Annotated in this window: 23 protein-coding genes and 1 tRNA gene; 20 read left to right on the top strand and 4 right to left on the bottom strand. The window is 38.2% G+C overall.

Features of this window, described 5'->3' with window-relative positions; genetic code table 11:
• The 4 genes from gntK (at nucleotide 1) to ACN6NE_RS14775 (ending at nucleotide 5,712) form a co-directional block, all read left to right on the top strand.
• Nucleotides 1–1,542 (top strand): gluconokinase, encoded by a 1,542-nt coding sequence (gene gntK, locus ACN6NE_RS14760; protein ID WP_098579475.1) that lies wholly within the window; start codon nucleotides 1–3, stop codon nucleotides 1,540–1,542.
• A 278-nt stretch (nucleotides 1,543–1,820) separates the two neighbouring features.
• A complete protein-coding gene (locus ACN6NE_RS14765) occupies nucleotides 1,821–3,347 on the top strand; it encodes an NCS1 family nucleobase:cation symporter-1 (RefSeq protein WP_129706309.1) in 1,527 nt (508 codons plus the stop codon).
• Nucleotides 3,348–3,617: 270 nt separating this feature from the next.
• On the top strand, nucleotides 3,618–4,946 hold the full coding sequence (locus ACN6NE_RS14770) for a GntT/GntP/DsdX family permease (protein ID WP_129706311.1): 1,329 nt from the start codon (nucleotides 3,618–3,620) through the stop codon (nucleotides 4,944–4,946).
• 154 nt (nucleotides 4,947–5,100) lie between these two features.
• Nucleotides 5,101–5,712 (top strand): DUF1349 domain-containing protein, encoded by a 612-nt coding sequence (locus tag ACN6NE_RS14775; protein WP_028407502.1) that lies wholly within the window; start codon nucleotides 5,101–5,103, stop codon nucleotides 5,710–5,712.
• A gap of 38 nt (nucleotides 5,713–5,750) precedes the next feature.
• On the opposite strand, the gene ACN6NE_RS14780 is transcribed toward ACN6NE_RS14775, so the two are convergent.
• Entirely contained in the window at nucleotides 5,751–6,371 is a 621-nt protein-coding gene (locus ACN6NE_RS14780) for a YitT family protein (protein WP_129706313.1), read from the bottom strand.
• A 173-nt stretch (nucleotides 6,372–6,544) separates the two neighbouring features.
• On the opposite strand from ACN6NE_RS14780, the gene ACN6NE_RS14785 reads away from it, so the two are divergent.
• Nucleotides 6,545–6,994, top strand: coding sequence for an Lrp/AsnC family transcriptional regulator (locus ACN6NE_RS14785; RefSeq protein WP_129706314.1), 450 nt, complete (start codon nucleotides 6,545–6,547; stop codon nucleotides 6,992–6,994).
• 28 nt (nucleotides 6,995–7,022) lie between these two features.
• Here ACN6NE_RS14785 and ACN6NE_RS14790 read toward each other — a convergent pair whose 3' ends face one another.
• Complete coding sequence (locus ACN6NE_RS14790) at nucleotides 7,023–7,778, bottom strand: arylamine N-acetyltransferase family protein (protein ID WP_474325773.1); 756 nt, start codon at nucleotides 7,776–7,778, stop codon at nucleotides 7,023–7,025.
• A gap of 20 nt (nucleotides 7,779–7,798) precedes the next feature.
• Entirely contained in the window at nucleotides 7,799–8,410 is a 612-nt protein-coding gene (locus ACN6NE_RS14795; RefSeq protein ID WP_474325775.1) for a DsbA family oxidoreductase, read from the bottom strand.
• A gap of 130 nt (nucleotides 8,411–8,540) precedes the next feature.
• On the opposite strand from ACN6NE_RS14795, the gene ACN6NE_RS14800 reads away from it, so the two are divergent.
• From ACN6NE_RS14800 to ACN6NE_RS14820, 5 genes are all read left to right on the top strand, one after another.
• Nucleotides 8,541–8,612 (top strand) — tRNA-Val (locus ACN6NE_RS14800).
• A gap of 156 nt (nucleotides 8,613–8,768) precedes the next feature.
• On the top strand, nucleotides 8,769–9,122 hold the full coding sequence (locus ACN6NE_RS14805; protein ID WP_057241365.1) for a hypothetical protein: 354 nt from the start codon (nucleotides 8,769–8,771) through the stop codon (nucleotides 9,120–9,122).
• Nucleotides 9,123–9,316: 194 nt separating this feature from the next.
• The gene (locus tag ACN6NE_RS14810) at nucleotides 9,317–10,762 is read left to right on the top strand and encodes a DEAD/DEAH box helicase (protein ID WP_129706320.1); all 1,446 of its coding nucleotides are present in this window, start codon (nucleotides 9,317–9,319) and stop codon (nucleotides 10,760–10,762) included.
• Between the two features lie 64 nt (nucleotides 10,763–10,826).
• Nucleotides 10,827–11,456 (top strand): copper homeostasis protein CutC, encoded by a 630-nt coding sequence (locus ACN6NE_RS14815; protein WP_474325776.1) that lies wholly within the window; start codon nucleotides 10,827–10,829, stop codon nucleotides 11,454–11,456.
• Nucleotides 11,457–11,583: 127 nt separating this feature from the next.
• Entirely contained in the window at nucleotides 11,584–11,718 is a 135-nt protein-coding gene (locus tag ACN6NE_RS14820; RefSeq protein WP_014461531.1) for a hypothetical protein, read from the top strand.
• 72 nt (nucleotides 11,719–11,790) lie between these two features.
• Here ACN6NE_RS14820 and ACN6NE_RS14825 read toward each other — a convergent pair whose 3' ends face one another.
• Nucleotides 11,791–13,182, bottom strand: a complete 1,392-nt coding sequence (locus ACN6NE_RS14825) for an amino acid permease (protein ID WP_474325777.1) — start codon at nucleotides 13,180–13,182, stop codon at nucleotides 11,791–11,793.
• A gap of 446 nt (nucleotides 13,183–13,628) precedes the next feature.
• On the opposite strand from ACN6NE_RS14825, the gene ACN6NE_RS14830 reads away from it, so the two are divergent.
• The 10 genes from ACN6NE_RS14830 to ACN6NE_RS14875 all read left to right on the top strand — a co-directional run bounded on the left by ACN6NE_RS14830 (nucleotide 13,629) and on the right by ACN6NE_RS14875 (nucleotide 23,886).
• A complete protein-coding gene (locus ACN6NE_RS14830) occupies nucleotides 13,629–13,967 on the top strand; it encodes a YflT domain-containing protein (RefSeq protein WP_129706326.1) in 339 nt (112 codons plus the stop codon).
• A gap of 283 nt (nucleotides 13,968–14,250) precedes the next feature.
• Nucleotides 14,251–14,973 (top strand): MBL fold metallo-hydrolase, encoded by a 723-nt coding sequence (locus ACN6NE_RS14835; RefSeq protein WP_474325779.1) that lies wholly within the window; start codon nucleotides 14,251–14,253, stop codon nucleotides 14,971–14,973.
• 4 nt (nucleotides 14,974–14,977) lie between these two features.
• Nucleotides 14,978–15,556 (top strand): TetR/AcrR family transcriptional regulator, encoded by a 579-nt coding sequence (locus ACN6NE_RS14840; RefSeq protein ID WP_129706328.1) that lies wholly within the window; start codon nucleotides 14,978–14,980, stop codon nucleotides 15,554–15,556.
• 260 nt (nucleotides 15,557–15,816) lie between these two features.
• Complete coding sequence (locus ACN6NE_RS14845; protein ID WP_129706329.1) at nucleotides 15,817–17,766, top strand: BglG family transcription antiterminator; 1,950 nt, start codon at nucleotides 15,817–15,819, stop codon at nucleotides 17,764–17,766.
• A gap of 159 nt (nucleotides 17,767–17,925) precedes the next feature.
• Nucleotides 17,926–18,231, top strand: a complete 306-nt coding sequence (locus ACN6NE_RS14850; protein ID WP_013055477.1) for a PTS sugar transporter subunit IIB — start codon at nucleotides 17,926–17,928, stop codon at nucleotides 18,229–18,231.
• Between the two features lie 13 nt (nucleotides 18,232–18,244).
• Nucleotides 18,245–19,603, top strand: coding sequence for a PTS cellobiose transporter subunit IIC (celB, locus tag ACN6NE_RS14855; RefSeq protein WP_013081806.1), 1,359 nt, complete (start codon nucleotides 18,245–18,247; stop codon nucleotides 19,601–19,603).
• A 13-nt stretch (nucleotides 19,604–19,616) separates the two neighbouring features.
• Nucleotides 19,617–19,946: a PTS lactose/cellobiose transporter subunit IIA gene (locus ACN6NE_RS14860; RefSeq protein ID WP_013081807.1), complete on the top strand. Its 330-nt coding sequence runs from the start codon at nucleotides 19,617–19,619 to the stop codon at nucleotides 19,944–19,946.
• A complete protein-coding gene (locus tag ACN6NE_RS14865) occupies nucleotides 19,943–21,271 on the top strand; it encodes a 6-phospho-beta-glucosidase (protein WP_025749844.1) in 1,329 nt (442 codons plus the stop codon). Before ACN6NE_RS14860 ends, ACN6NE_RS14865 begins: the two co-directional genes overlap by 4 nt.
• A 121-nt stretch (nucleotides 21,272–21,392) precedes the next feature.
• Complete coding sequence (locus ACN6NE_RS14870; protein WP_474325781.1) at nucleotides 21,393–23,144, top strand: LytS/YhcK type 5TM receptor domain-containing protein; 1,752 nt, start codon at nucleotides 21,393–21,395, stop codon at nucleotides 23,142–23,144.
• Between the two features lies 1 nt (nucleotide 23,145).
• Entirely contained in the window at nucleotides 23,146–23,886 is a 741-nt protein-coding gene (locus ACN6NE_RS14875; protein WP_057239404.1) for a LytR/AlgR family response regulator transcription factor, read from the top strand.
• The last annotated feature ends 60 nt before the right edge of the window (nucleotides 23,887–23,946 follow it).

A 23,946-nucleotide genomic window follows, 5' to 3' on the forward strand; every position in this document is an offset into this window, starting at 1 on the left:
ATGAGCAAAAAATATGCAATAGGTGTAGATATCGGAACAACGAGTACAAAGTCTGTATTGTTTTCAGTAGACGGTACAGTCATTGCGAATCATGGGATTGAGTATCCATTATACTCGCCGACGCCCGCGATGGCTGAGCAAGATCCTGAAGAAATTTTTCAAGCAGTTGTACGTACAATTCAAACGGTTGTAAAAACGAGCGATGTAAAACCTGATGATGTTTTATGCGTTTCATTCAGCTCGGCTATGCACAGTGTTATTGCCGTTGATCAGCAGGGAAAACCGCTGACAAAATGTATCACGTGGGCAGATAATAGAAGTGCAGAATGGACTGAAAAAATTAAAAATGAATACAATGGTCATGAGATTTATTTGCGTACGGGCACGCCTATTCATCCGATGTCGCCGCTTTCCAAGCTAACATGGCTTTCTAATGAACAGCCTGAATTAGTGAAGGGAACACATAAGTTTATTTCAATTAAAGAATATGTATTCTTTAAGTTGTTTAACGAATATGTTATCGACTATTCGATTGCATCAGCAACGGGTTTGTTTAATCTGAAAAATCTTGCGTGGGATGAAGAAGCACTTAAAGTAGCAGGTGTTACAACCGATCAGTTATCCACTCCTGTTTCAACAATGCATCAGTTAAAAGGGTTAAACCCAGCGCTTGCAGTTGACATGCACTTACTTCCAGATACGCCCTTTATTGTAGGTGCAAGTGACGGTGTATTATCAAATTTAGGCGTAAATGCAATTGAACCAGGCGTTGTTGCTGTGACAATCGGGACAAGCGGAGCTATTCGAGCAGTGACTGACAAGCCAGTAGTCGATCCTAAAGGTCGTATTTTCTGTTATGCGTTGACAGAAGACCACTGGGTAATTGGCGGCCCCGTAAATAACGGAGGTATGATTTTCAGATGGGCTCGCGATCAGTTTGGAGCGTCGGAAGTAGAAACAGCTAAACGTCTTGGAAAAGATCCGTATGAAGTATTAACGGATATTGCGGCTTTAGTGAAACCGGGAGCAGACGGCTTATTGTTTCACCCATACCTTTCAGGAGAGCGTGCGCCGCTTTGGGATGCAAATGCTAAAGGTTCATTCTTTGGCTTAGGTTTGCATCATAAAAAAGAACATATGATTCGTGCTGTATTAGAAGGCGTTATTTTTAACTTGTATACGGTATTATTGGCACTTGAAGAGTTAATTGGAGAGCCTACAAAAATTCAGGCAACAGGCGGATTTGCACGTTCCGCACTTTGGCGTCAAATGATGGCAGATATTTTTAACCAAGAAGTATCCGTGCCGGAAAGTTTTGAAAGTTCATGTCTAGGAGCAGTTATCCTTGGCTTATATAGCCTTGGCGAAGTTGACTCATTAAACGTTGTTTCTGATATGGTTGGAGCGACTAATCATCATTATCCAATCAAAGAAAACAGTGAAGTATATAAAGAGTTAACGGCTATCTATATTCGTTTGGCTCGCTTATTTAAAGAAGAATACGAAAGCATTACGGCTTTTCAAAAAAAATACGTACATTAATATCCAAAATCATCGCTTGAAGCTTCCAAGCGATGATTTTTTGTGTGTTAGGTTATCTAACAACCAAAAGAGTTGACACTACACAATATATAAAAGTTCCCTCAAATAATGTTACAATTTGTCCAGTGTATCCCCGTTTCTCATTAAATATAATAAGGGATAACGTTAGTATTTATCACATACTAGAAGGAATCGTCACAAACGCCTTTATATTCCAGAAAATTCAAACAAAATTTGTTTTTTGGAATGAACTTATTTTATGAAAAGGGGTTTTATGGATGAAAACACAAATCGAGCAAGATGGAATTGTGACGCTCACGGATGAGACGCACAATCAGCTGAGCGGCAGTGACCTTTGGAATGAGGATTTACGTCCTACTACGATGAAAGAGCATTCTTGGAAAGGAGTTAACTTTGCCACGCTTTGGATTGGGATGTGTCTGTGTATTCCAGCTTACACAATGGCGAGCGGAATGATGACGCTTGGAATGAACTGGTGGCAAGCAATTGGTACAATCTTTTTGGGAAATGTTATTGTTCTTATTCCTATTTTGCTTAATTCTCACGCTGGAACCAAGTTTGGCATTCCTTATCCAGTATTTGCCCGCCTGTGGTTTGGAGATAAAGGAGCACATATCCCAGCACTGGCTAGGGCCATTGTGGCTGCTGGGTGGTTTGGAATTAATACATGGATTGGAACGGAAGCAATTGATACACTGCTGAGCGCTTCGTTTTCGTCTTGGAATGGTTTAGCTGGTCATACAGCCATTGTATTTGCTCTTTTTTGGCTTTTAAATGTAGGAGTGGCATATAAAGGACCGCAAGCGATTAAAGTATTAGGAGCGATTGCTGCTCCGGTTATTGGTATTTCAGCTATTATTCTTTTTATATGGGCTTATACAAACTCGGGAGGATGGGGCCCCATTTTATCTACGCCTTCTAAATTTACATCAACCAGAGAATTTCTAGCCGTATTTTTCCCTGCTTTAACTGGAGTCATTGCATTTTGGGCGACGCTCGCTTTGAACATTCCTGATTTTTGTCGATATGCTAGAAGTCAAAAATCTCAAATGGTTGCGCAAACCTTCTCTTTGCCATTGACGATGAGTATTTTTTCATTTATTGGAATTGCTGTTACCTCAGCAACAATCGTTATATTTGGAGAAGCTATTTGGGATCCAGTGGCCTTAGTAGCTAAATTCCCTCCGTTTATCATTTTCTTAGGAACAATCGTTATCGTGCTTTCTTCTTTAACGATTAATGTGGGAGCAAATATTGTCGCGCCGGCCCGTGCAATTGAGAATCTGAATCCAAAGAAAATCACGTTTGCGATGGGGGCGCTAGTGACCGGTATTTTTGCTATTTTACTTCAGCCATGGTACATCATGTCTAATTTCGGGAACTATATTTTCGGCTGGCTTGGAACATACGGAGCGCTGCTTGGCCCTATAGACGGCATCGCCATTGCTGACTACTGGCTTGTAAGAAGGAGACAGATGGCATTAAAGGATTTATATGAGGTAAACGGTCGCTACAGTTATTCAACAGGTTTTAATAAAAACGGTATTTATGCATTAGTAATTGGCGTGGCCATACCCGTTTTAGGCTTACTGATTCCTGGACTGCGCTTTTTATGGGATAATGCCTGGACATTTGGTCTATTCATTTCTATCATCGCTTACACGTATTTCATGAGAGGAGATAAAAGTGTATTAGCGCCGGGGGAATATGAAGAAATAACGTTAAAAACAAGCGAAAAACCGATTATCGACAGTCAAACGGCTGATCCAACCATCACCAAATAAATAAGATGAATCCAATCATTAACATGATTGGATTTTTTTATGTGTTGAAACTATATGGAAGAAAATTGATAAAATTTTTTTGAGTTTTTTTGTTGATTTAAGAATTTTTTTTTCATATAATTTAAGTAATAAAGAAATGAAATCGTTTTCTAAAATAATTAATGTAAACGATTTCGATAATTGGAACTTATTTTTTAAAAAATTCACAGGGTGTAGAGCTTTTTTGCTACATAGAGAAAGCGTTTACTTAAAGGGAAGGTGGAAAGCAAGATGGATGCATACTTATTAGCTATTACAGTTGCTGCAATTGTTATTGTTATTGTAGGTGTTTCAGTTTTTAAATGGCATGCGTTTATTAGTTTAACGGTTGCGAGTTTGTTTTTGGCAATTGCTTCTGGGTTATCAATGGATAAAATTGTTGGCGCTTACGAAACGGGAGTGGGCGGTGTTTTAGGCCACTTAGTAGGAATTTTAGCGCTGGGAACAATTTTAGGTAAGCTGATGGCCGATTCAGGTGCCGGCATGCAGGTAGCGGATTATTTCGTAAGAATATTCGGTGTGAAAAGACTGCCATGGGCGATGCTAGTAGCAGGTTTCATTATTGGTATTCCTGTTTTCTTCGAAGTAGGAATTTTAATTCTACTGCCTTTAGTTATTTCCATTCATAAAACAACAAAACAAAATATATTATTGATTGCTCTGCCGGTTATTGCAGGATTATCAATTGTTCACGGTCTCGTTCCTCCCCATCCAGGAGCGATGGCAGCTATTAGTATTTACGGAGCAAATACGGGGAAAGTGCTTTTATACGCATTAATCATTTCAATTCCAGCTGCAATTATCGCTGGACCAGTTTTTGCAAAATGGGTTCACAAACGAGTGATTCCAGAAGGAGAACCTGATCTAATTCGTATTACAACAACATCAAAAGATCTTCCTGGTACAGGCGTTTCATTTTTTGTCATTTTACTGCCCGTTCTATTAATGATCTTAGCAGCTATAGCACCTGTTATTAACGGATTGCCAAGCGGCGTAGTGAAGTTTGTAGAATTAATAGGAAGTCCATTAATTGCACTTTTAATTGCTTGTTTTGCAGCGTTTTACCTGCTTGGAAAACGTCAAGGTATGACAAAAGATGTGATTAAAAAACTAACGGAAGAATGTTTGCTTCCTGTAGGATCTATTGTCTTAATTATTGGTGCAGGGGGTGGCTTCAAACAAGTATTAATCGATAGCGGAGTAGGTACAACGATTGGTCAAATGTCTGAACATCTATCTCTATCACCACTTGTACTTGCATTTTTAATTGCTGGATTAATCCGTATTGCTACAGGTTCAGCAACAGTTGCATTAACAACAGCGGCTGGTATTGTCTCACCAATCATTGAGCATATGTCCGGTGTTAACTTAGAACTGCTTGTGATCGTTACGGGTGCGGGTTCACTAATGTTCTCTCACGTTAATGATGCTGGCTTCTGGATGGTGAAGGAGTATTTAGGATTAACAGTGAAAGAAACGTTCAAAACATGGACCGTTCTGGAAACGCTTCTATCCTTTATTGCTTTTGCAGGAGCACTTATTCTAAATGCATTAATTTAAAAATAAGACTCTTTTACTCTATGTAAAAGAGTCTTATTTTTTTATGAAAGAAAAGAATTTACAAGAAAAATAATCAAAATATTTTATTTATTCGTTAAATTATGGCAAAATAGAAATAGAAGAATAATAGCTTCTAAGAAGGGAATGACAGAGAGTGAGTAATCAACTAGTATTTTTCACAAACTTTTCAGAAGGAAAATTAGATTCAGACGTTTCTTGGTATTGTCCACCAGCTCAATTTCAAATTGATACAGAAACGAATCGATTAGTGATTAAAACAGACGCTAAAACGGATTTTTGGCAGCGTACTCATTATGGCTTTGAAGCGGACAATGGACACTTTCTTTACCGTGAAGTAGAAGGCGACTTTGAAATCATGACAAAGGTGCATACATATCCAGTTAATCGCTACGATCAAGCAGGTCTCATGATTCGTGTATCAAAAGATACGTGGATCAAAACGTCAGTTGAATACAATCCCGATGGTCCTAACCAATTAGGAGCAGTCGTAACCAACCAGGGCTTCTCAGATTGGTCCAGTCAAAATTTCACTCAAAACAAATCAGCGCTTTATTTTAAAATTCAGCGCAAAAACGATGATTACACCGTTTGTTATTCAAGTGATGGAGATTCTTGGACTCAGCTCCGACTCGCTCACTTATTGAACTCAACCAAAGAACCTGTTCAAGTTGGTATTTATGCTTGTAGTCCTCAAGGAGAAGGGTATGAAGCCCAATTTGATTTTATAAAAGTAGAAAAAATGTAAATAAAAACCACGATTTAGCGACAGCTAAATCGTGGTTTTTATTTAGAAAGCGCATTATCTAAAGGCTGTGTGGCAGAAGCAGATGTCGGTTGATTGTGTAAAGCAATCTTTTGCTTGAAGTAACTGATGACAAAACCTGTAATCGCAATGGACATAACCGAGAAAATTCCTTTTGAAAGTCCAATTGAATACATACTCGACAGCACGACAAGGAAATCAAATGAAAAATTCACTTTTCCAGGATCCCAGCCGAATTTTCGCTGCGCGAATAACGCTAGAATATTAGCACCGCCGAGAGAAGCTCCGTTCATAAATAAAATGGATAAGCCAAGGCCGGCAATTAGTCCGCCCGTAACAGCACCCATCAGGCTGGGAAGTGTAAAAGAAGGAAGCAAGTGATCGAGTGAAGTGAGAAGCGATAGCAAAGATACTGATCCTATAGTTGTGGCGGTAAATTTCCATCCCATTTGAAAAAAGGAAAAGAGATAAAAAGGAATATTAATGAGAAAAAAGATCACCGCAAACGATAAGGGAAGGGCATATGACAAGCTTAGAGACAGACCAGCTGTTCCCCCCGTCACTACGTGAGAGTGCCGCAAGATAAGAACACCAATACTTGCAATCGTACATCCAAGAATAATCCATAAAACTTTTTTCATAAATAAACCCCCTTTGTTTGTTTTTTCGGAATTTTCATTTTCAATCATCTACTTTAATGATAGGATATTAAATAAAGAAAACACATGTATAAATGAAGGAAATAATACTTGTTCTATTATCAACTTGAATAAAGATTTTATTTATTATATTCATTTTGAAAGGAAAGGTTTGTATGGATCAAATCGATGCACAACTATTGTCTATTTTGCAAAGGGACGGGCGTATGACGATTAGTGATTTATCAAAAAAGCTGGCTCTTAGCCGTCCAAGCGTATCAGAAAGACTGCAGCGTCTTCAGGAACGAGGAGTGATCCAGCGTTTCAGCGCTACGGTGTCTCCGAAAGCTTTAGGAAGAGATACACAGCTGTTTATTCAAGTAAGCGAATTAAAAAGAAAACCGGAGGAATTTGAAGACTTTATTGAGCAAAATGAAGACGTGCTTGAATGTCATCGCGTAACGGGGCCGGTTTCTTACTTTATCAAAGCAGCCGTGTCTGGAATGGATGGACTTAGAATGCTAGTGGATGAACTGATTCCTTATGGAAATGTGAATACCTCAATTATTTTAAAGTCGCCTGTAGAAAACAGGATGATTACTCCTGTAAAAAAACCGGCCCCATAAGAGGCCGGTTTTTTTGTGTAAGGACATATTAATAAAATCCTTTAATAATATAAAAATGATTTTGTAAAATATCAGGTATTTCTTCTTCTGAAACGTTCCTTTTCGTCTTTTTTTCTCCATCTGTTACAGTTAGCGTTTCACCAGAGAGGGTAATGCGCCCTGTAGGGGTTGCGATCGTAACAAGACGTTTGTGTACAAACGGAGAATCGGCTGACGTTTGATTGAACTCACACATGGGAGTAAAGTCAGTCAGTTTCTTAGGAAGCGTAGACACACGGTACAGCGTTTTCCATACATCATCTTCCCATCGTTGCAAATCATACATATGCTCAGCAACGTTTGTCATACGATAAGAGCCGCTTACATCTCTTACTACTTCGCCATTTAGAGGCATTGGTTTGCGCACAGAATCTCCAAATCCAACGTCTACGATGTAAGACTGATTTTCAACTGTCACAAGGTTTGTAGCGTGACTTCCTTCAATGGTCCACGTGCCATCGGGTTTTTTGACGGTAGCTGAAACGTAAGAGACTTCATATCCGCTTTCTTTTAACAGCCAGCCAAATAGACCATTTAATTCGTAGCAAAATCCTCCACGCAAATTTACAATTACTTTTTGAAAAATTCGTTCTAAATCAATTATAATAGGGGTTTGAGACATAACATCTAAGTTCTCAAAAGGAACATGAAGCATGTGTTTGTTCTGTAAAGCAGCTAAGCTTTCATACGTTGGGCTATCCGGTTTCTTAGCTAAAAACCGACTAAAATAATAATTAATATTCATCAAATGCACCTCTTAGTAAATCATTTCTCTCTGTCTTTAGCAGAATGTTCATGGAACAGCGCTTTTTCGATTGTCTCTGTGGAAGCGAATCCTTGAAGTACACGGCTGCCAATTTTTAAAGTTGGTACTTTCGTTACATGAGCATCTTCATACGCATGAACTAAGCTATCTTTATGAACTTGTTCGAACGTCCGGTCTTTTAAGATACGTGTAAATATTTCTTTATCTAAATGCAAGGAATCAGCGATTTCTGCTAAGACTTCAATCTGGCTAATATCTTTTTCCTCTTCCCAATAAGCTTTAAAAACAGCATCTACATAGGCAATTTCTTGACCATATTTTTTAGCAAAATGAAAGCCTTCATGTGCTAAATGAGTGCGCGGGACTGGAGGCATGTCCGGCATATTTATTTCCACGTGCAGCTGTTGTGCTAAGGGAGCTATCGATTGATTCCAAGGTTTCTCTAAAAAATCTTCTATTTGCTCCATCTGTTCAGCTGGCTCAGGACAAAGTTCAAAAGGCTTCCATTCAATCTCAGCTTTTTGTTCTTTAATGACTTCTCTTAAAGACTTAGTGGCTAGAAAACATAGTGGACAGACAAAATCAAAATAAAATTCAATATGCGCTTTCATCCCGTCACGCTCCTTTATGGCATGTTTTTATTTTATCAAAAGTAAAGATGATTCTTCCAACTTCAGAACTGTGGAAAAATAGTTGACAAAATTGGATAACTCTTTCTATAATATAGTCAATACATATCACGAGCGATTAGTTCAGTGGGAGAATACATCCTTGACAGGGATGGGGTCGGGGGTTCGAATCCCTCATCGCTCATACCAAAGCCGTTTTCTTATTAATAAGAAAACGGCTTTTCTCTTCCTTTCGTCGGCGTACAAGATGAAAGGAAGAAATTTATGTTGAAAATCGTAATCATTACGTTTAAACTAAATGAAACGATGATTTGTTGTAAAGATGAAGGGTGGAGTGACCGTGAATGAAAAGATGATGGAGGTTTTTGCAAGAGATATAATTGCTTCTCTTCCCATTAACAAACGCATGCTATATCAATTCATTGAGGGAGTAGAAGATCATTTAGCACAGCAGGCTGAGACGAAAGAACAATTTTTAAAGCTTCTTAAAGAAAAGTCACCCCATCACCAAGCAGCTAATCGTTTTGGGATGACTATTTACGAAACGGTTGCTTTAATGCACGAAATTGAAGATGAAATCAGTGAAAAGTTAGAAAGGAAATTAGATAGATACAAGTGGATAGATTACACGTGTTATGCTACATATCCAAAACAAACCATTCATAGTGCCCGCTATTATCTTATTATTTCTTAGATAGTTTACTGACTTTTTATATTGCAGGTATATGAACTGAAAGTAAGTTTGACTTTCAAAATGAGTGTATATCCAAAAGCCGCTGATGTGATTTTAAATCTTGAGCGCGTATAGAAGAATTAAAGTATAATGAAACATAGTGCATCAGGACATGATAAAGATAATCACTAATTTAAAATAAATGAGGGTACAAAATGAATCAAAGAAGTTTTAGTCAATATGATCTTAGTGACAAGGTAGCTAAGGCGCTTTCTAGCCTGCAATACAATCATCCCACGGAAGTACAAAGCAAGGTGCTTCCCATCGCGCTAGAAGAAAGAGATGTTGTCGTGAAGTCTCAAACAGGAAGTGGAAAAACGGCTTCCTTTGGCATTCCACTGTGTGAATTAGTTAACTGGGAAGAAAATAAGCCACAGGCCTTAGTGTTAACACCTACACGAGAGCTGGCCGCGCAGGTAAAAGAAGATATTACAAATATCGGCCGTTTTAAGCGAATTAAAGCAGCAGCTGTCTACGGAAAATCACCATTTGCCAAGCAAAAAGTAGAATTAAAGCAAAAAACACATATTGTTGTAGGTACGCCTGGACGAGTGCTTGATCATATAGAAAAAGAAACGCTTGCATTAGAGAAAATTCGTTATTTGGTTATTGATGAAGCAGATGAAATGCTAAATATGGGTTTTATTGACCAAGTAGAAGCAATTATTCAACATCTTCCTAGTGAGCGTGTAACGATGCTTTTCTCCGCTACGCTTCCTGAAGATATTGAAGAGCTTTCTCGCAAGTATATGAAAAAGCCGGTTGATGTTGAAATCAAAGCAAATGGATTAACGACAAGTACGATTGACCATTCTGTTATATCAGTAGAAAACGAACGTAAATTTGAACTGCTGAAAGACGTAACCACAGTAGAAAACCCAGACAGCTGCATCATTTTTTGCCGCACACAAGAGCAGGTAAATACGCTGTTAGATGATTTAGATGATCTTGGGTATCCTTGTGATAAAATTCACGGGGCAATGGTGCAAGAAGACCGTTTTGAGGTTATGAATGATTTCAAAAAAGGTAAATTCCGCTATTTAGTGGCGACAGATGTAGCTGCGAGAGGAATTGATATTGATAATATCACACACGTTATTAACTACGACCTTCCGTTAGAAAAAGAAAGCTACGTTCACCGTACAGGAAGAACGGGACGTGCCGGTAAAAAAGGAAAGGCTATCACATTTGTAACGCCTTATGAAGAGAGAATGCTATCGGAAATTGAAGAATATATCGGCTTTTCAATTCCAACATCTACTCCTCCTTCTAAAGAAGAAGTACAGCAGGCAGCATCCGCTTTTACTGAAAAAATTAATGAGCGTCCAGAAGTTAAAAAAGATAAAAGCGAGTCATTAAATAAAGACATTATGAAGCTGTATTTTAACGGAGGAAAGAAAAAGAAAATTCGAGCGGTCGATTTTGTAGGAACAATTGCGAAATTAGACGGAGTAACCGCGGACGATATTGGAATTATTACGATTCAAGAAAACGTTTCTTATGTGGAGATTCTGAATGGAAAAGGTACCAAAGTGTTACAAGCAATGAAGAACAAAACAATTAAAGGAAAGAAATTAAAAGTTCATAAAGCGATTAAATAGCAGAAGGAAGTCCATCTTTTTAAAGATGGGCTTTATTTATACAGCCAATAAAGGAGTTGAGAGTATGAAGTACATAAAAGAAGCGTGTGCAGAAGGGTATGAGCAGGCAAAAAAAGCAGAGAAGCTAGGAGCAGACCGCATTGAATTGTGTGACAATCTCAGTCAAGGAGGCACTACGCCAAGTTACGGCACCATTCAATATGCAAGCGAACATCTTGATACAGATATCAACGTGATTATTCGCCCAAGAAGCGGTGATTTTATATATTCCGAAGCAGAATTTCAAATTATGAAAAAAGACGTTAAAGCATGTAAAGACCTTGGAGTAAACGGAGTAGTATTTGGCATTTTAACAGAAGAAGCTGAAATCGATTATGGACGCACTAAAGAGTTAATAGCAGAAGCTCATCCTTTAAGCGTTACGTTTCATATGGCATTTGATGAGATTAAAGATAAATACAAAGCCATCGATATACTTAGTGAATTGGGAGCAGACCGTATTTTGACCAAAGGAGGGAAAGGATCTGCTTTGCAAAATCTTCATATGATCCGAGAATTGATCACATATGCTAATGAACGTATTATTATTTTGCCCGGCGGAGGAATTCATGAAGGCAACGCAGAGCGGGTTATGAAAGAAACAAAAGCAGCTGAATTACACGGAACAAAAATTGTAGGAGATTTATCTCCTTAAATAAAAAGAGGCTGGGACAAAAGCATTTTAGTCCAAGTGAAAAACGAACCATTAATCAATATGTTTGATTCGTGGTTCGTTTTTTTGATGGTGAATATAGTTTCATCTGTTTCGTTCCTTCTAGCAGGTGATTGGAGGGCAAGGCGAAGACTCCTGCGGGAACAGCGGAACAGATGAGACCCCGCAGGAGCACAAGCGACGAGGAGGCTCAGCGGCCGCCCGCGGAAAGCGAAGCCTTGCACGGAAATCAACTGCGGTGTAATAAGCAGTCAAGCTCATCTATCTCATTTGTTCATCTTTAGGTTGGATTCATTTAGTTATGTCTCAACCTCTTTTATTTTGATGTATTTCCTTTTGCTGCTAAGTCGCTCGTCATTTTGGTACGCTGAAAGAAAAAAGAACCTACGACGAGTACAGCAATTAAAAGAGTTAAGAAAAACTGAGAACGTAATGAATCAATAAATGCCATGGCAATAAAAATACTAGTGATGGCAAGGATTGTAGCGTAAGTTAAGTAAGGAAATAACCACATTTTAATTTTTAATGCTTCGGGATTTTCTTTTTCATATTTTTTTCTCATTTTAATCTGTGAAAATGCAATAACAAGATATACAAGAAGCGCTACGCCGCCTGATGCATTCACTAAAAACAAAAAGATTTTGTCCGGTGAAATGTAGTTAAAGATAACGCTAATGTACGAGATAACTGTACATGCTAATATCGCGCTAACCGGCACGCCTTTTTTATTTAATTTTGAAAAACTTTTTGGCGCATCGCCGTTTTGAGACATGGAAAACAGCATGCGAGAACTTGTATACAGACCAGAATTCAGACAGGAAAGAACGGCTGTTAAAATAATAAAGTTCATAATTTGAGCTGCGGCCGGTACATTCACTAATTCAAGAATAGATACAAATGGGCTTTTCATTAGGCTTGACGAATTCCACGGAAGAACCGTTACTAAAATAAAAATAGAGCCTAAATAGAAAAACAAAATGCGATAAATAACGGTATTGGTCGCGATGGTAATGGCTTTTTCAGGCTGAGACGATTCACCTGCTGCGGTTGCGACAATTTCTGTTCCCATAAAGGAGAACATGACAAGGGCAATTCCTAAAAATACAGAGCTAATTCCATTCGGTAAAAAGCCGCCTTTGTGCAAAAGGTTGGAAGTGCCGGGAGAATCAATTCCTGGAATGAATCCACAAATAATAGCTATACCTAAAAGTAAAAAAAGAACGATACTGACGACTTTAATGAGGGAAAACCAATATTCAAATTCTCCGAAAGATTTAACAGAGTACAGATTGGTCATCGTTAATAAAAAAGTAAGAGCCAGGCTTACTCCCCAAGACGGCAAAGACGGGAACCAGTATTGAATAATATTTGCACCTGCAATGGCTTCAACAGCAATAACGATAACCCAGAAAAACCAATAGAGCCAGCCAATCGTGTAGCCGGCCCAAGGGCCTAATGTCTCTTTTGCATAAGTGGAAAAAGAACCGCTGGAAGGATTTGCAGTAGACATTTCGCCAAGCATTCGCATGACTAAAATAACGAGCAAACCAGCAAATGCGTACGAAAAAATAGATCCGGGTCCAGCGGTGTTAATAAGTGATCCGCTTCCGATAAACAATCCTGCCCCGATAATTCCTCCAAGAGAAATCATGGTGATGTGCCGGATCTTTAACTCTTTTTTTAACTGTGGCTGTGGATGGATGTTCATTTGTGACCTCCTATATAACCTGAATTTTTAGTTAATATGAAGAATTATAGTATGTTATAAGGGGCAAGGACAGGATATTGTTAGAAGTTCTTTCATGTAAAAAACCGGATATGAATGGTTGCATTCATACCCGGCTTACTCTGACACAGACATTCATTATGCGTATAAAGTACCTGATTAGCGTCTTTTTTCTTTATTATGATAAGCAATGCAGATGAATTTCTTATGAATGTTAGCTGAAAATAAGCTGAATAATCGTTTTAGATGCGTTAATCAAAAGAGGTATATATCCAATTAAAAGATAATATAGAATGATTTTCAAACTCTCTGCAAAGCTCTAAATGCGGGTTTTCCTTTCTGAAAGCGGGTATATATAGTAGTAAGAAGTTTATTCTTTTGTTAAGTATAAAAGAAAGATGTGCGATAGAAACAGGAGGTTATAAATAATGAAACATGTTGAAGTAGTAGAAAAAGGAGCAAACATTAAAGAAGCAGTTAATCAATTTGCAGACAAAGGTTTTGAGAAAGATGAAGTATACGTGTTTACGTATGACAAGGAAAATTCTAAAAATTTAACAGAAGTAACGGACACAAATATTATTCGACTGTCTGAAGAAGGTCCTTTACATTCAGCAGCGAGTTTATTTTTAACAAGAGAAGATGAGCTTCGAACAAAAATGGCTTCACTAGGCTTATCAAAAGACGAAACAAAAAAATATGAAGAAGAGTTAAAGAAAGGCAGTGTGATCGTAGTAGCTGCTACAGGAGAAAGAAAAGACGTTTAAATTTAATAGAGGCTATGGAAAAAGTAGTTTAGTTAAAGGAAGATCCGAACGCGTTTGATTCTTGATGGAGAATCAAACGCGTTCGGATCTTTTTGTGGGGACGGTGTAACAAGTGATCTATACGAGCTTCTTTATCCCATTTGTTCGTCTTTAGATTCAATTGATTTCGTTATGTCTCACACTTTTTTTGTTTTTTCCAATATATGATTGATAAAACTAATGGTATTAGTTAAAATAAAAACTAATACCATTAGTTTTTATTTTGATAATAGGGGATGAGGAAATGAGAATAGTTCGTGAGAAAATGTTGTATCAACTGACGTTTTTGCCTCGCTTTTTTCCAGTGAATTGTTATTTAGTCGAAGAAAAAGACAGTCTTACGTTAATTGATGCAGCTCTTCCTTACAGCGCGTCAGGTATACTGAAAGCTGCAGATCAAATTGGAAAACCGATTACTCGAATTGTTTTTACACATACTCATGAAGATCACATCGGAGCGATTGATAATTTGAAGAAAAGTTTGCCGAATGCTTCTGTTTATATGTCGCAAAGAGATTATCGATTATTTTCAGGAGATTTCACACTCGATTCTGAAGAACCTCAAAACCCAATCCGTGGGGGAATACCAAAACTAGGAAAGATTTCAACTGAAATTGATCATTTCATCGAAGAAGAGTCTTATATAGGCTCACTTGCTCCTATTTTTACACCTGGACATACACCTGGGTCTATGTCTTTTTTAGACCAGAGAACGAACGCATTAATTGCCGGAGATTCTTTCCAAGTGCGAGGGGGAATTGCGGTATCAGGTCAGTTAAAACCGCTGTTTCCGTTTCCTGCCTTTGGAACGTGGAGCAAAGAGCTAGCGCTTAAAAGTGCAGAAAAGCTACATGAACTAAACCCGTCACTTCTTGCTGTTGGACACGGAAGAATTCTTTCTCAGCCGCTAAAATTGATGGGAAAAGCAATACAACAAGCAAAAGTAAAAATAGAAAAAAGGAGATGAAGGGATGTCGCCACGACAAGGACTAGATTTCAAAAAGGTTATTCAAACAGGTGAAAATTTGGCCAATCGTGAAGGGTTTTATACTGTTACAATTGCTTCATTAGCCAAAGAATTAAATGTTCGTCCACCGTCTTTATATAACCATATAAAAGGGTTAGAAGAGCTGCGCAAAGAACTGGCTTTAAGTGGACTGCAGCAGCTATATCATCTTTTAAAAAGTGCTGTTGAACATGCTTCTGGAGAAGACGCTGTTTATCAGCTAAGTAAAGCGTACGTTTCATTTGTAAGAAAGTCTCCGGGAATATACGAAGCAACGGCAACGGTAGCACCAAGGATAAAAGATGAAGAAGTACAAAAAGCATCTGATAACATTGTGTTTTTAGTGCTAGATGTGTTAAAACTGTATCAGCTTCCGGAAAATGAAGCCCTTCATGCTGTTAGAAGTCTTCGCAGCATTTTACATGGGTTTTCTTCTTTGGAGCATAAAGGGGGATTTGGAATGTCGTTAAGCACTGATGAGACTCTAGACTTTTTAATCCGTACGTTTGCATTGGGGCTACACCGATATAAACAGACCACATAAATTTCATTAATGCCACTAAGCCTAATGCTTTAGTTGAAATTGAAAAAAAAGAGAAAGAATGATAGATTACAAATAAAGACATTTATTCCTATTGTTTTAGGGTTGTTACTGATGAAGCAGGCAAAACCTAAGCTGCAAGGACAGAAAAAGGTAGTTTCTGTTTGTTGCTGTTTAGGTATTTTTTGTTTTTGTTTAAAATAACCAGCCCTTTTCATTTGTTTTATAAGGGAGAAATCTTCTGAGAATGGAGAGAAGCAAACATGCTTAATTCAAGAATGATCGTCATATTAAGAGAACTAATGTCCGTACAGTCTACATTATCAACCGTTACGAGTGAATATTTAGCAACAGTAAATCAAGTATCTTCTCGAACTATTCGAACGGATATAAAACAGCTAGATGACATTTTGTCTCAGTACGGAGCTAAAATTAAATCAGCTCGTGGGACAGGATATGAACTTAGCGTTTTAGATGAAAAACAGTTCCATCACCTATTAAAAGAACTTTCGGCTAATCAATTATTTGATGCAACTTCTATTCCAACCGTTCCTGATGACCGCGTGCATTATTTAATCAAAAGATTGCTGCTAGCAGACGAATATTTGAAGCTCGAAGATTTAGCAGACGAGTTGTATATTAGCAAGTCAACGGTTCAAAACGATTTAAGGGATGTTAAAAAACAGCTGTGTAAGTATGATATTCTTTTAGAAAAACGTCCTAACTATGGCTTGAAAGCTAAAGGGGACGAAATGAAAATGAGATTCTGTATGTCTGAGTACATATTCAACCGAAAAGATAAAGAAATAGATATGGTATACAATAAAATATCTATCCTGCCCCAAGAATCAATCTTAACGATTAAAGCCCACATTTTAAATCAAATAAAACGATACAATATTATGGTTTCAGACATTGGATTAAACAATTTAATCATTCATTTAGCTATAGCTTGTAAGCGAATACAAGAAGAAAATTTTATCTCTTTGTATTCAGAAGATCTGCTTGAGATTATGGAGCATAAAGAATATGAAGTGGCAGCTGAAATTGTGCGAGAGATTGAAAATGCATTCAAGATTCGTTTTCCGAAGTCAGAAACGGCATATATCGCCATTCATTTGTTAGGTACAAAAATGCTCAACAATAGCAATCATGAAGAAAAAGAAGTGAAGCAGTTTATTGACACAAATATCTATGAATTAACAGCAGCTATATTAGAAGCAATTGAAAAAGAGCTTCATTTAGAAATTAGTGAAGATTCAGAGCTGATCCTTGGCATGAGCTTGCATTTGAAACCGGCTATCAATCGCTATAAATATGGAATGAATCTGCGAAACCCGATGCTTGAAGGAATTAAGAGTCATTACCCTCTGGCTTTTGAAGCTGGGATTATAGCTGGGAAGGTTTTGAAAAATCGCCTTGAAATCGACATGCATGAAACGGAAATTGGCTATTTAGCTTTACATATTGGAGGGGCCATTGAACGTCGGAAAATTATCAATCAGCCTAAGCGCTGTTTGATTGTATGCGCATCGGGAGTAGGGAGTGCCAAGCTATTATCATATAAGCTGCAGGCTACTTTTGGATTAAATCTGACTATTTTAGGAACAACGCAGTATTATAAGCTTCACCAAATGTCGCTGCACTCTTTAGATTTTATTGTTAGTACCATTCCAATTCCAGATCATCTTCCTGTTCCTGTAGTACAAGTAAGTACGATTCTAGGAAACAGTGATTTTAAAAAAATTGATTGTTTAATGAAGAACAAACAGCAGCCTTCCTTAGAATACACAAAAAAAGAACTAGTATATTTACAGCAAGAATTTCAAACGAGAGAAGAAGTGCTTCATTTTTTAGGAGAGAAATTAACTCATCTAGGACTAGTTCCTTCTCAATTTATAGAATCTGTTTTTGAAAGAGAAGCTGCATCACCAACAAGTTTTGGCAATCTCGTTGCGATTCCTCATCCTATGGTTCCTCAAACGGATACGACGTTTTGGGCCATTTGTACGTTAAAAAAACCGATTATGTGGGAAGGAAACCTCGTACAATTTATTTGCCTTTTAAGTGTAAAAGCGAATAATCAAGGCGATTTGCAGAAGATGTACAGTTTGTTAGTCCGCGTTGTGGATGATAAGCAGGTCGTGCAGCGCTTAGTAAAGTGCAAGGATTATGAGGAATTTATAGAGGTGTTTATGAAAAATATTAGATAAAAAAAAGTCTAAGAGAGGGGGTTCTTTTTTTATCTGAATGTTCAAACATAATTTTTCCGTTAGTAGCGGAAAAAGGTTGTGTATAAATGTAAGCGCTTTTATTTTAAGATAAAACTATCAACAAAACAGATAGCAAAATAAAAAACGGGGGAATGGCAAATGAATATTCTATTATGTTGTGCAGCTGGAATGTCCACAAGTTTACTAGTAACTAAAATGGAAAAAAGCGCTCAGGAGCAAAGCACGGAGTATAAAATTTGGGCGGTTCCTGGCGACTCTGTTCGCAACCATATTGATCAAGCGGATGTACTTTTATTAGGACCTCAAGTGCGCTACTTATTGCCGCAGCTTAAGAAGCTAGGTGAAGAAAAAGGAGTGCCAGTTGACGTTATAAATCCTGTTCACTACGGAACGTGTAATGGAGAACAAGTGTTAAAATTTGCAGTTCAACTAGTTTCAAAATAGGAGTGTGGACTACATGAGCAAATTTAATAGTATGCTTGAAAGCAAAGTAATGCCTATCGCGGGGAAAATGGCGGGTCAACGTCATTTACAAGCACTTCGAGACGGTATTGTTCTGACAATGCCGCTCATTATTATCGGTTCAGTATTTTTAATACTGTCGAATTTACCGATACCAGGTTACAACGACTTTATGGCAGGGATTTTCGGAAAAGAATGGGCAACGAAAATGGCCTATCCAGTTGGAGCTACATTCGATATTATGGCGCTGCTTGCTTGTTTCGGAATAGCCTATCGGTTAGCTGAAAAATACGGAGTAGATGCTTTGTCCGCAGGGGCTATTTCACTTGCTGCTTTTTTACTTGCTACTCCGTATAAAGTGTCCTTTCTCCCAAGTGGAGCCAAAGAAGCTATTTTAGTAGACGGCGGAATTCCAACCGCTTTAATGGGAAGTAAAGGACTCTTTGTAGCAATGATTGTCGCGATTCTCTCTACGGAAATTTACAGATGGTTTATTCAAAAAGACATTGTCATCAAGATGCCTGATGGAGTTCCTCCCGCTGTTGGAAAATCGTTTGCTGCTCTTATTCCTGGCTTTACGGTAATAGCATTTATTTGGATTTTACGTTTGTTAGTAGAACAAACGCATTTTGGAAGTCTGCATAATATCGTTGGAGAATTGCTTGGAAAGCCTTTAGGTGTGTTAGGCGGCAGTTTAGGCGGTACGCTAGTTGCCGAGCTTGTTATTATGCTCATGTGGTCTTGTGGACTTCATGGAGCGAATATTGTCGGTGGAATTATGGCTCCCATTTGGTATGGAGCTATGGATGAAAACCGAATTGCATTTGCTAATCATGAAGCATTACCAAATATTTTCACACAGCAGTTCTTTGATATTTGGATCAATATCGGAGGCAGCGGAGCAACGTTAGCTCTAGTTGTAGCTATGATTTTAAAAGCACGCAGTCAACAAATGAAGCAGCTTGGTAAGTTAGGGATAGGACCAGCTCTTTTTAATATCAATGAGCCAATCATCTTTGGACTTCCGATGGTGATGAATCCAATGATGCTTATTCCGTTTATTATTACCCCTCTTGTGACGGTAGTAGCAACCTATATTGCCATGTCGACAGGACTGGTAGCAAAACCAGCAGGTATTGCGGTTCCTTGGACCATGCCTCCGATTATTTCTGGCTATTTGGCAACAGGAGGAAAATTATCAGGTGCAGTTATGCAAGCTATTAATATCGGAATCTCTGTTTGCATTTATTATCCTTTCTTTAGAATGTGGGATAAACAAAAATTCACTGAAGAAAATGGTATACAGCCTGCAGCTGAAGGGGTACCAAGTGATACAAAGAAAGATATTGTGTGAGGAGGGATAAAGGATGGAAAGCATTCAAGAATATATTTTTAAATTAATCTTACACGGTGGAAACGGCAGAAGTTCAGCAATGGAAGCGATAGCAGCTGCCAAAAGCGGAAATTTTTCAGAAGCACGTGAAAAGCTTACACAAGCTGCAGAAGAATTAAATGCTGCTCATCATATCCAAACGTCGTTAATTCAAGGTGAAATTAGAGGGGAAAGCACAGAAATTTCTCTGCTCATGATTCATGCTCAAGATCATTTAATGAATGCGATGACGGTAAAAGAAATGGCTACTGAATTTGTAGATTTATATGAAGCAATCAAAATTTCTGGGGGGATTACACTATGACAAAAGGTATTAAGATTGTAACGATTGGCGGAGGTTCAAGCTATACGCCTGAACTAATAGAAGGATTTATTAAACGATACGATGAACTTCCAGTTCGAGAATTGTGGCTAGTAGACGTTGAAGAAGGCAAAGAAAAGCTAGAGATTGTTGGTAATTTAGCGAAACGAATGGTGAAAAAATCAGGTTTGCCAATTAATGTTCATTTAACGTTAGATCGAAGAGAAGCACTAAAAGATGCGGATTTTGTAACGACTCAATTTCGCGTTGGTTTGTTAGATGCACGAGCGAAAGATGAAAGAATACCGCTTAAATACGGGGTGCTTGGTCAAGAAACAAATGGACCGGGCGGATTATTTAAAGGACTTCGCACGATTCCCGTTATTTTAGATATCTGCCGTGACATTGAAGAGTTATGTCCAGAAGCTTGGCTGATTAACTTCACAAATCCTGCAGGCATGGTAACAGAAGCTGTGCTCCGCTATAGTAACATTAAAAAGATTGTAGGACTTTGTAATGTACCAATCGGAATGGAAATGGGGATTGCTAAGCTGCTTGATGTAGATCACTCTCGCATTCGAATTGATTTTGCTGGTTTAAATCACATGGTCTACGGATTAGATGTATATGTAGATGGTGTAAGCGTTAAAGATCAAGTTATTGATTTATTGAGTGATCCAACTAACAGCAGCTTTGTGAAAAATGTAGCGGGACTTGGATGGGAGCCAGAATTTACAAAAGCCCTAAATGCGTTAACGTGTCCATATCACATGTACTATTATAAAACGCGTGAAATGGTAGAAAAAGAGCTTGTTAATTATGAAAAAGGTGAAACGAGAGCAGAAGTCGTAAAACAGTTGGAAAAAGAGCTGTTCGAACTGTATAAAGATCCTAATCTAGACATTAAACCGCCTCAATTAGAACAGCGCGGCGGAGCCTATTATAGTGATGCAGCCGTTCGATTGATTACATCCATTTATACGGATAAAGGCGATATTCAGCCTGTAAATACTATCAATAATGGTGCCATAGCAAGCATTCCTGCTGATTCCGCCGTAGAAGTAAGCTGTATTATTACAAAAGATGGTCCAAAGCCAATTTCAGTTGGTGACCTTCCTGTACCTGTCCGCGGTCTTGTTCAAACAATTAAGTCATTTGAGCGGATTGCAGCTGAAGCAGCAGTGACAGGAGATTATGACAAAGCTATTTTAGCACTAACCATTAATCCTCTTGTAGCTTCTGATAAGCTAGCTAAGCAAATTGTCGATGAGATGTTAGAAGCTCATAAAGATTACTTGCCTCAATTTTTTAAACCTGTTCAAGCTTAAAGTCAAGCTGTTCGAATACAGTACGTATTCGAACAGCTTTTTTTCTATTTGTAAAGCTAGATTTCTGCCACCATCAATGTAACAATATAAAATAGAACCAGACAGCAAAGGGTGGCTAGAAATGATTCATTTATTAATTATGATGGTAGAACGAGTCGGAGTTATTGTCATCTTAGGTTTTTTGCTGGCACATACAAAAGTTTTTCGGCAATTTCTCCGCAAACAGCAAGGTTATAAAGGAAAAGCTGTACTTATTTTTATTTTTTCTCTTTTTAGCATTATTAGTAACTACACGGGAATTGAAATTCAAGGAACAATTATTCGAAATGAAGACTTATTATTAAAAGTAGATCCATCAAGCTCGATTGCCAATACGCGAATTATGGGGGTGGAAATGGGCGGTCTGCTTGGCGGTCCTTTTGTTGGTTTAGGAGTAGGACTACTTGCTGGCGTTCATCGCTTTATATTAGGAGGGAGTACGGCGTTTAGCTGTGCAGTCTCATCCGTTTTAGCAGGGGTGTTAACTGGATATATCGGCTATGCCTACCGGAAAAAACATCGAACGATTACACCGCGCTTTGCTGCACTTGTAGGCATAGCGATGGAAACGCTTCAGATGCTGATTATTTTATTATTTGCTAAACCGTTTGATTCGGCATGGACGCTAGTGAGTATTATTGCTATTCCAATGATTATTGTAAATGGCACGGGAAGCTATATTTTCTTATCTATTATTCAGTCCATTTTACGGCAAGAGGAACAAATGAGAGCGCTTCAGACACACAAAGTATTATTAATCGCGGATCAAACTCTTCCACATTTTCGTCAGGGTCTTACTAGTGAATCATGTGAAAATGTTGCAAATATTATTCATCGCTTCACAGGTACGGATGCTGTTTCGCTAACTGATACGCACAAAATTTTAGCTCATGTAGGGGAAGGAATTGATCATCACGTTCCTTCGCATAGTTTAATTACCGGGCTGTCTCACGAAGTGCTGAAGACAGGAAAAATTATGAAAGCAAAATCGAGAGAACAAATTGATTGTCAGCATAAAGACTGCCCGCTTCATGCCGCTATTGTGATGCCGCTTACTTCTCACGGTACTATCATTGGAACACTAAAAATGTACTTTAAAGATGCGAGCGGGTTAAGCCGGGTGGAGGAAGAGCTGGCAGAAGGATTGGCTAAACTTTTTTCAACTCAGCTAGAGCTCGGCGAAGCAGAGCTTCGAAGTAAATTGCTAAAAGATGCGGAGATTAAAGCTTTACAGGCACAGGTGAATCCTCACTTTTTATTTAATGCTATTAATACGATATCGGCGCTGTGCAGACAGGACGTAGAAAAAGCCAGAAAGCTGCTTTTGCAGTTAAGCATTTATTTTCGTTCCAATTTGCAAGGTGCAAGGCAGCTGTTGATTCCGTTATCAAAAGAGCTTGATCATGTCCACGCGTACTTATCGCTTGAACAAGCCAGATTCCCTAATAAATACGAAATTGACATGTATATTGAAGAAGGGCTAGATGATGTCTTGCTTCCGCCATTTATTCTTCAAGTGCTGGTGGAAAATACCATTCGGCACGCGTTTCCGCGTAAACAAAAGCACTGTCGCGTAGAAGTTTATATTGAGACAAAAGATAAATATGTATACGTAAAGGTAAAAGACAATGGACAAGGTATAGACACAAAACGATTGCAAATGCTTGGCAATCAGCCCGTTTTTTCAGAAAAAGGAACGGGGACGGCTCTTTACAATATTAAACAACGTTTGCATGGATTGTTTGGAAAAGAAACAACACTGGAGTTGGACGTAACAGAAGGAACAGCGGTTTCGTTTGTTATACCAATTGAATTAAAAAGCGAGGGTATGTAATATGCTGCGAGTACTAATAGTAGATGATGAAATGTTAGCGCGAGATGAATTAAAATATTTATTACATCGAACGAAAGAAGTAGACTTCATTGAAGAAGCTGAAAGTATCGAAGAGGCGTTGGATAAAATGATGGATGAAAAGCCGGATTTATTATTTTTAGATATACAACTGTCGGATGACAGCGGTTTTGATATTGCTAAAAGGCTTAAAAAAATGAAAAATCCGCCAGCTATTATATTTGCAACCGCGTACGATCAGTACGCTTTACAAGCCTTTGAAGTAGATGCAATTGATTACATTTTGAAGCCTTTTGATGAAGAAAGAGTGGTGCAGGCCATTCATAAATATAAAAAAATGCGTGTTCCTCATCCCGCTGTGAAAGAAGAAGAATCGATAGGAGAGTCTTCTTCTCAAACTGGAAAGTTAGCGATTTCTGTAGACGATTCGATTGTGTTGGTGAATATAAAGGACATCTTGTTTGTAGGATTAATAGAAGGAGAAGTCACCATTCAGACTATAACAGAATCCTACCATACTGCTGATACGCTTGCTATGCTAGAAAAAAAGCTCCCTTCTCAGTCGTTTAGTCGTGTGCACAGGGGGTATATCGTCAACGTAAATCATATTTCCGAAGTACAGCCTTGGTTTAATTCTACGTATAATTTAGTAATGAAAAACGATGAGCGAGTTCCTGTCAGCCGTACATATGCTAAAGAATTGAAGAAACGTTTAGGAATTTAAGGAAAAAGCAGCTTGCGTATGCATTTTGGCAAGCTGTTTTTTGCATTTCAAGGCTCGATT

This window comes from Priestia sp. 53B2, from assembly GCF_056099005.1.

What these genes read in the sequence shown, in the direction of transcription:
- gntK (WP_098579475.1), top strand. Translation starts at nt 1, where the DNA reads ATGAGCAAAAAATATGCAATAGGTGTAGATATCGGAACAACGAGTACA.
- ACN6NE_RS14765 (WP_129706309.1), top strand. Translation starts at nt 1,821, where the DNA reads ATGAAAACACAAATCGAGCAAGATGGAATTGTGACGCTCACGGATGAG.
- ACN6NE_RS14770 (WP_129706311.1), top strand. Translation starts at nt 3,618, where the DNA reads ATGGATGCATACTTATTAGCTATTACAGTTGCTGCAATTGTTATTGTT.
- ACN6NE_RS14780 (WP_129706313.1), bottom strand. Translation starts at nt 6,371, where the DNA reads ATGAAAAAAGTTTTATGGATTATTCTTGGATGTACGATTGCAAGTATT.
- ACN6NE_RS14785 (WP_129706314.1), top strand. Translation starts at nt 6,545, where the DNA reads ATGGATCAAATCGATGCACAACTATTGTCTATTTTGCAAAGGGACGGG.
- ACN6NE_RS14790 (WP_474325773.1), bottom strand. Translation starts at nt 7,778, where the DNA reads ATGAATATTAATTATTATTTTAGTCGGTTTTTAGCTAAGAAACCGGAT.
- ACN6NE_RS14795 (WP_474325775.1), bottom strand. Translation starts at nt 8,410, where the DNA reads ATGAAAGCGCATATTGAATTTTATTTTGATTTTGTCTGTCCACTATGT.
- ACN6NE_RS14810 (WP_129706320.1), top strand. Translation starts at nt 9,317, where the DNA reads ATGAATCAAAGAAGTTTTAGTCAATATGATCTTAGTGACAAGGTAGCT.
- ACN6NE_RS14815 (WP_474325776.1), top strand. Translation starts at nt 10,827, where the DNA reads ATGAAGTACATAAAAGAAGCGTGTGCAGAAGGGTATGAGCAGGCAAAA.
- ACN6NE_RS14825 (WP_474325777.1), bottom strand. Translation starts at nt 13,182, where the DNA reads ATGAACATCCATCCACAGCCACAGTTAAAAAAAGAGTTAAAGATCCGG.
- ACN6NE_RS14830 (WP_129706326.1), top strand. Translation starts at nt 13,629, where the DNA reads ATGAAACATGTTGAAGTAGTAGAAAAAGGAGCAAACATTAAAGAAGCA.
- ACN6NE_RS14835 (WP_474325779.1), top strand. Translation starts at nt 14,251, where the DNA reads ATGAGAATAGTTCGTGAGAAAATGTTGTATCAACTGACGTTTTTGCCT.
- ACN6NE_RS14840 (WP_129706328.1), top strand. Translation starts at nt 14,978, where the DNA reads ATGTCGCCACGACAAGGACTAGATTTCAAAAAGGTTATTCAAACAGGT.
- ACN6NE_RS14845 (WP_129706329.1), top strand. Translation starts at nt 15,817, where the DNA reads ATGCTTAATTCAAGAATGATCGTCATATTAAGAGAACTAATGTCCGTA.
- ACN6NE_RS14850 (WP_013055477.1), top strand. Translation starts at nt 17,926, where the DNA reads ATGAATATTCTATTATGTTGTGCAGCTGGAATGTCCACAAGTTTACTA.
- celB (WP_013081806.1), top strand. Translation starts at nt 18,245, where the DNA reads ATGAGCAAATTTAATAGTATGCTTGAAAGCAAAGTAATGCCTATCGCG.
- ACN6NE_RS14860 (WP_013081807.1), top strand. Translation starts at nt 19,617, where the DNA reads ATGGAAAGCATTCAAGAATATATTTTTAAATTAATCTTACACGGTGGA.
- ACN6NE_RS14865 (WP_025749844.1), top strand. Translation starts at nt 19,943, where the DNA reads ATGACAAAAGGTATTAAGATTGTAACGATTGGCGGAGGTTCAAGCTAT.
- ACN6NE_RS14870 (WP_474325781.1), top strand. Translation starts at nt 21,393, where the DNA reads ATGATTCATTTATTAATTATGATGGTAGAACGAGTCGGAGTTATTGTC.
- ACN6NE_RS14875 (WP_057239404.1), top strand. Translation starts at nt 23,146, where the DNA reads ATGCTGCGAGTACTAATAGTAGATGATGAAATGTTAGCGCGAGATGAA.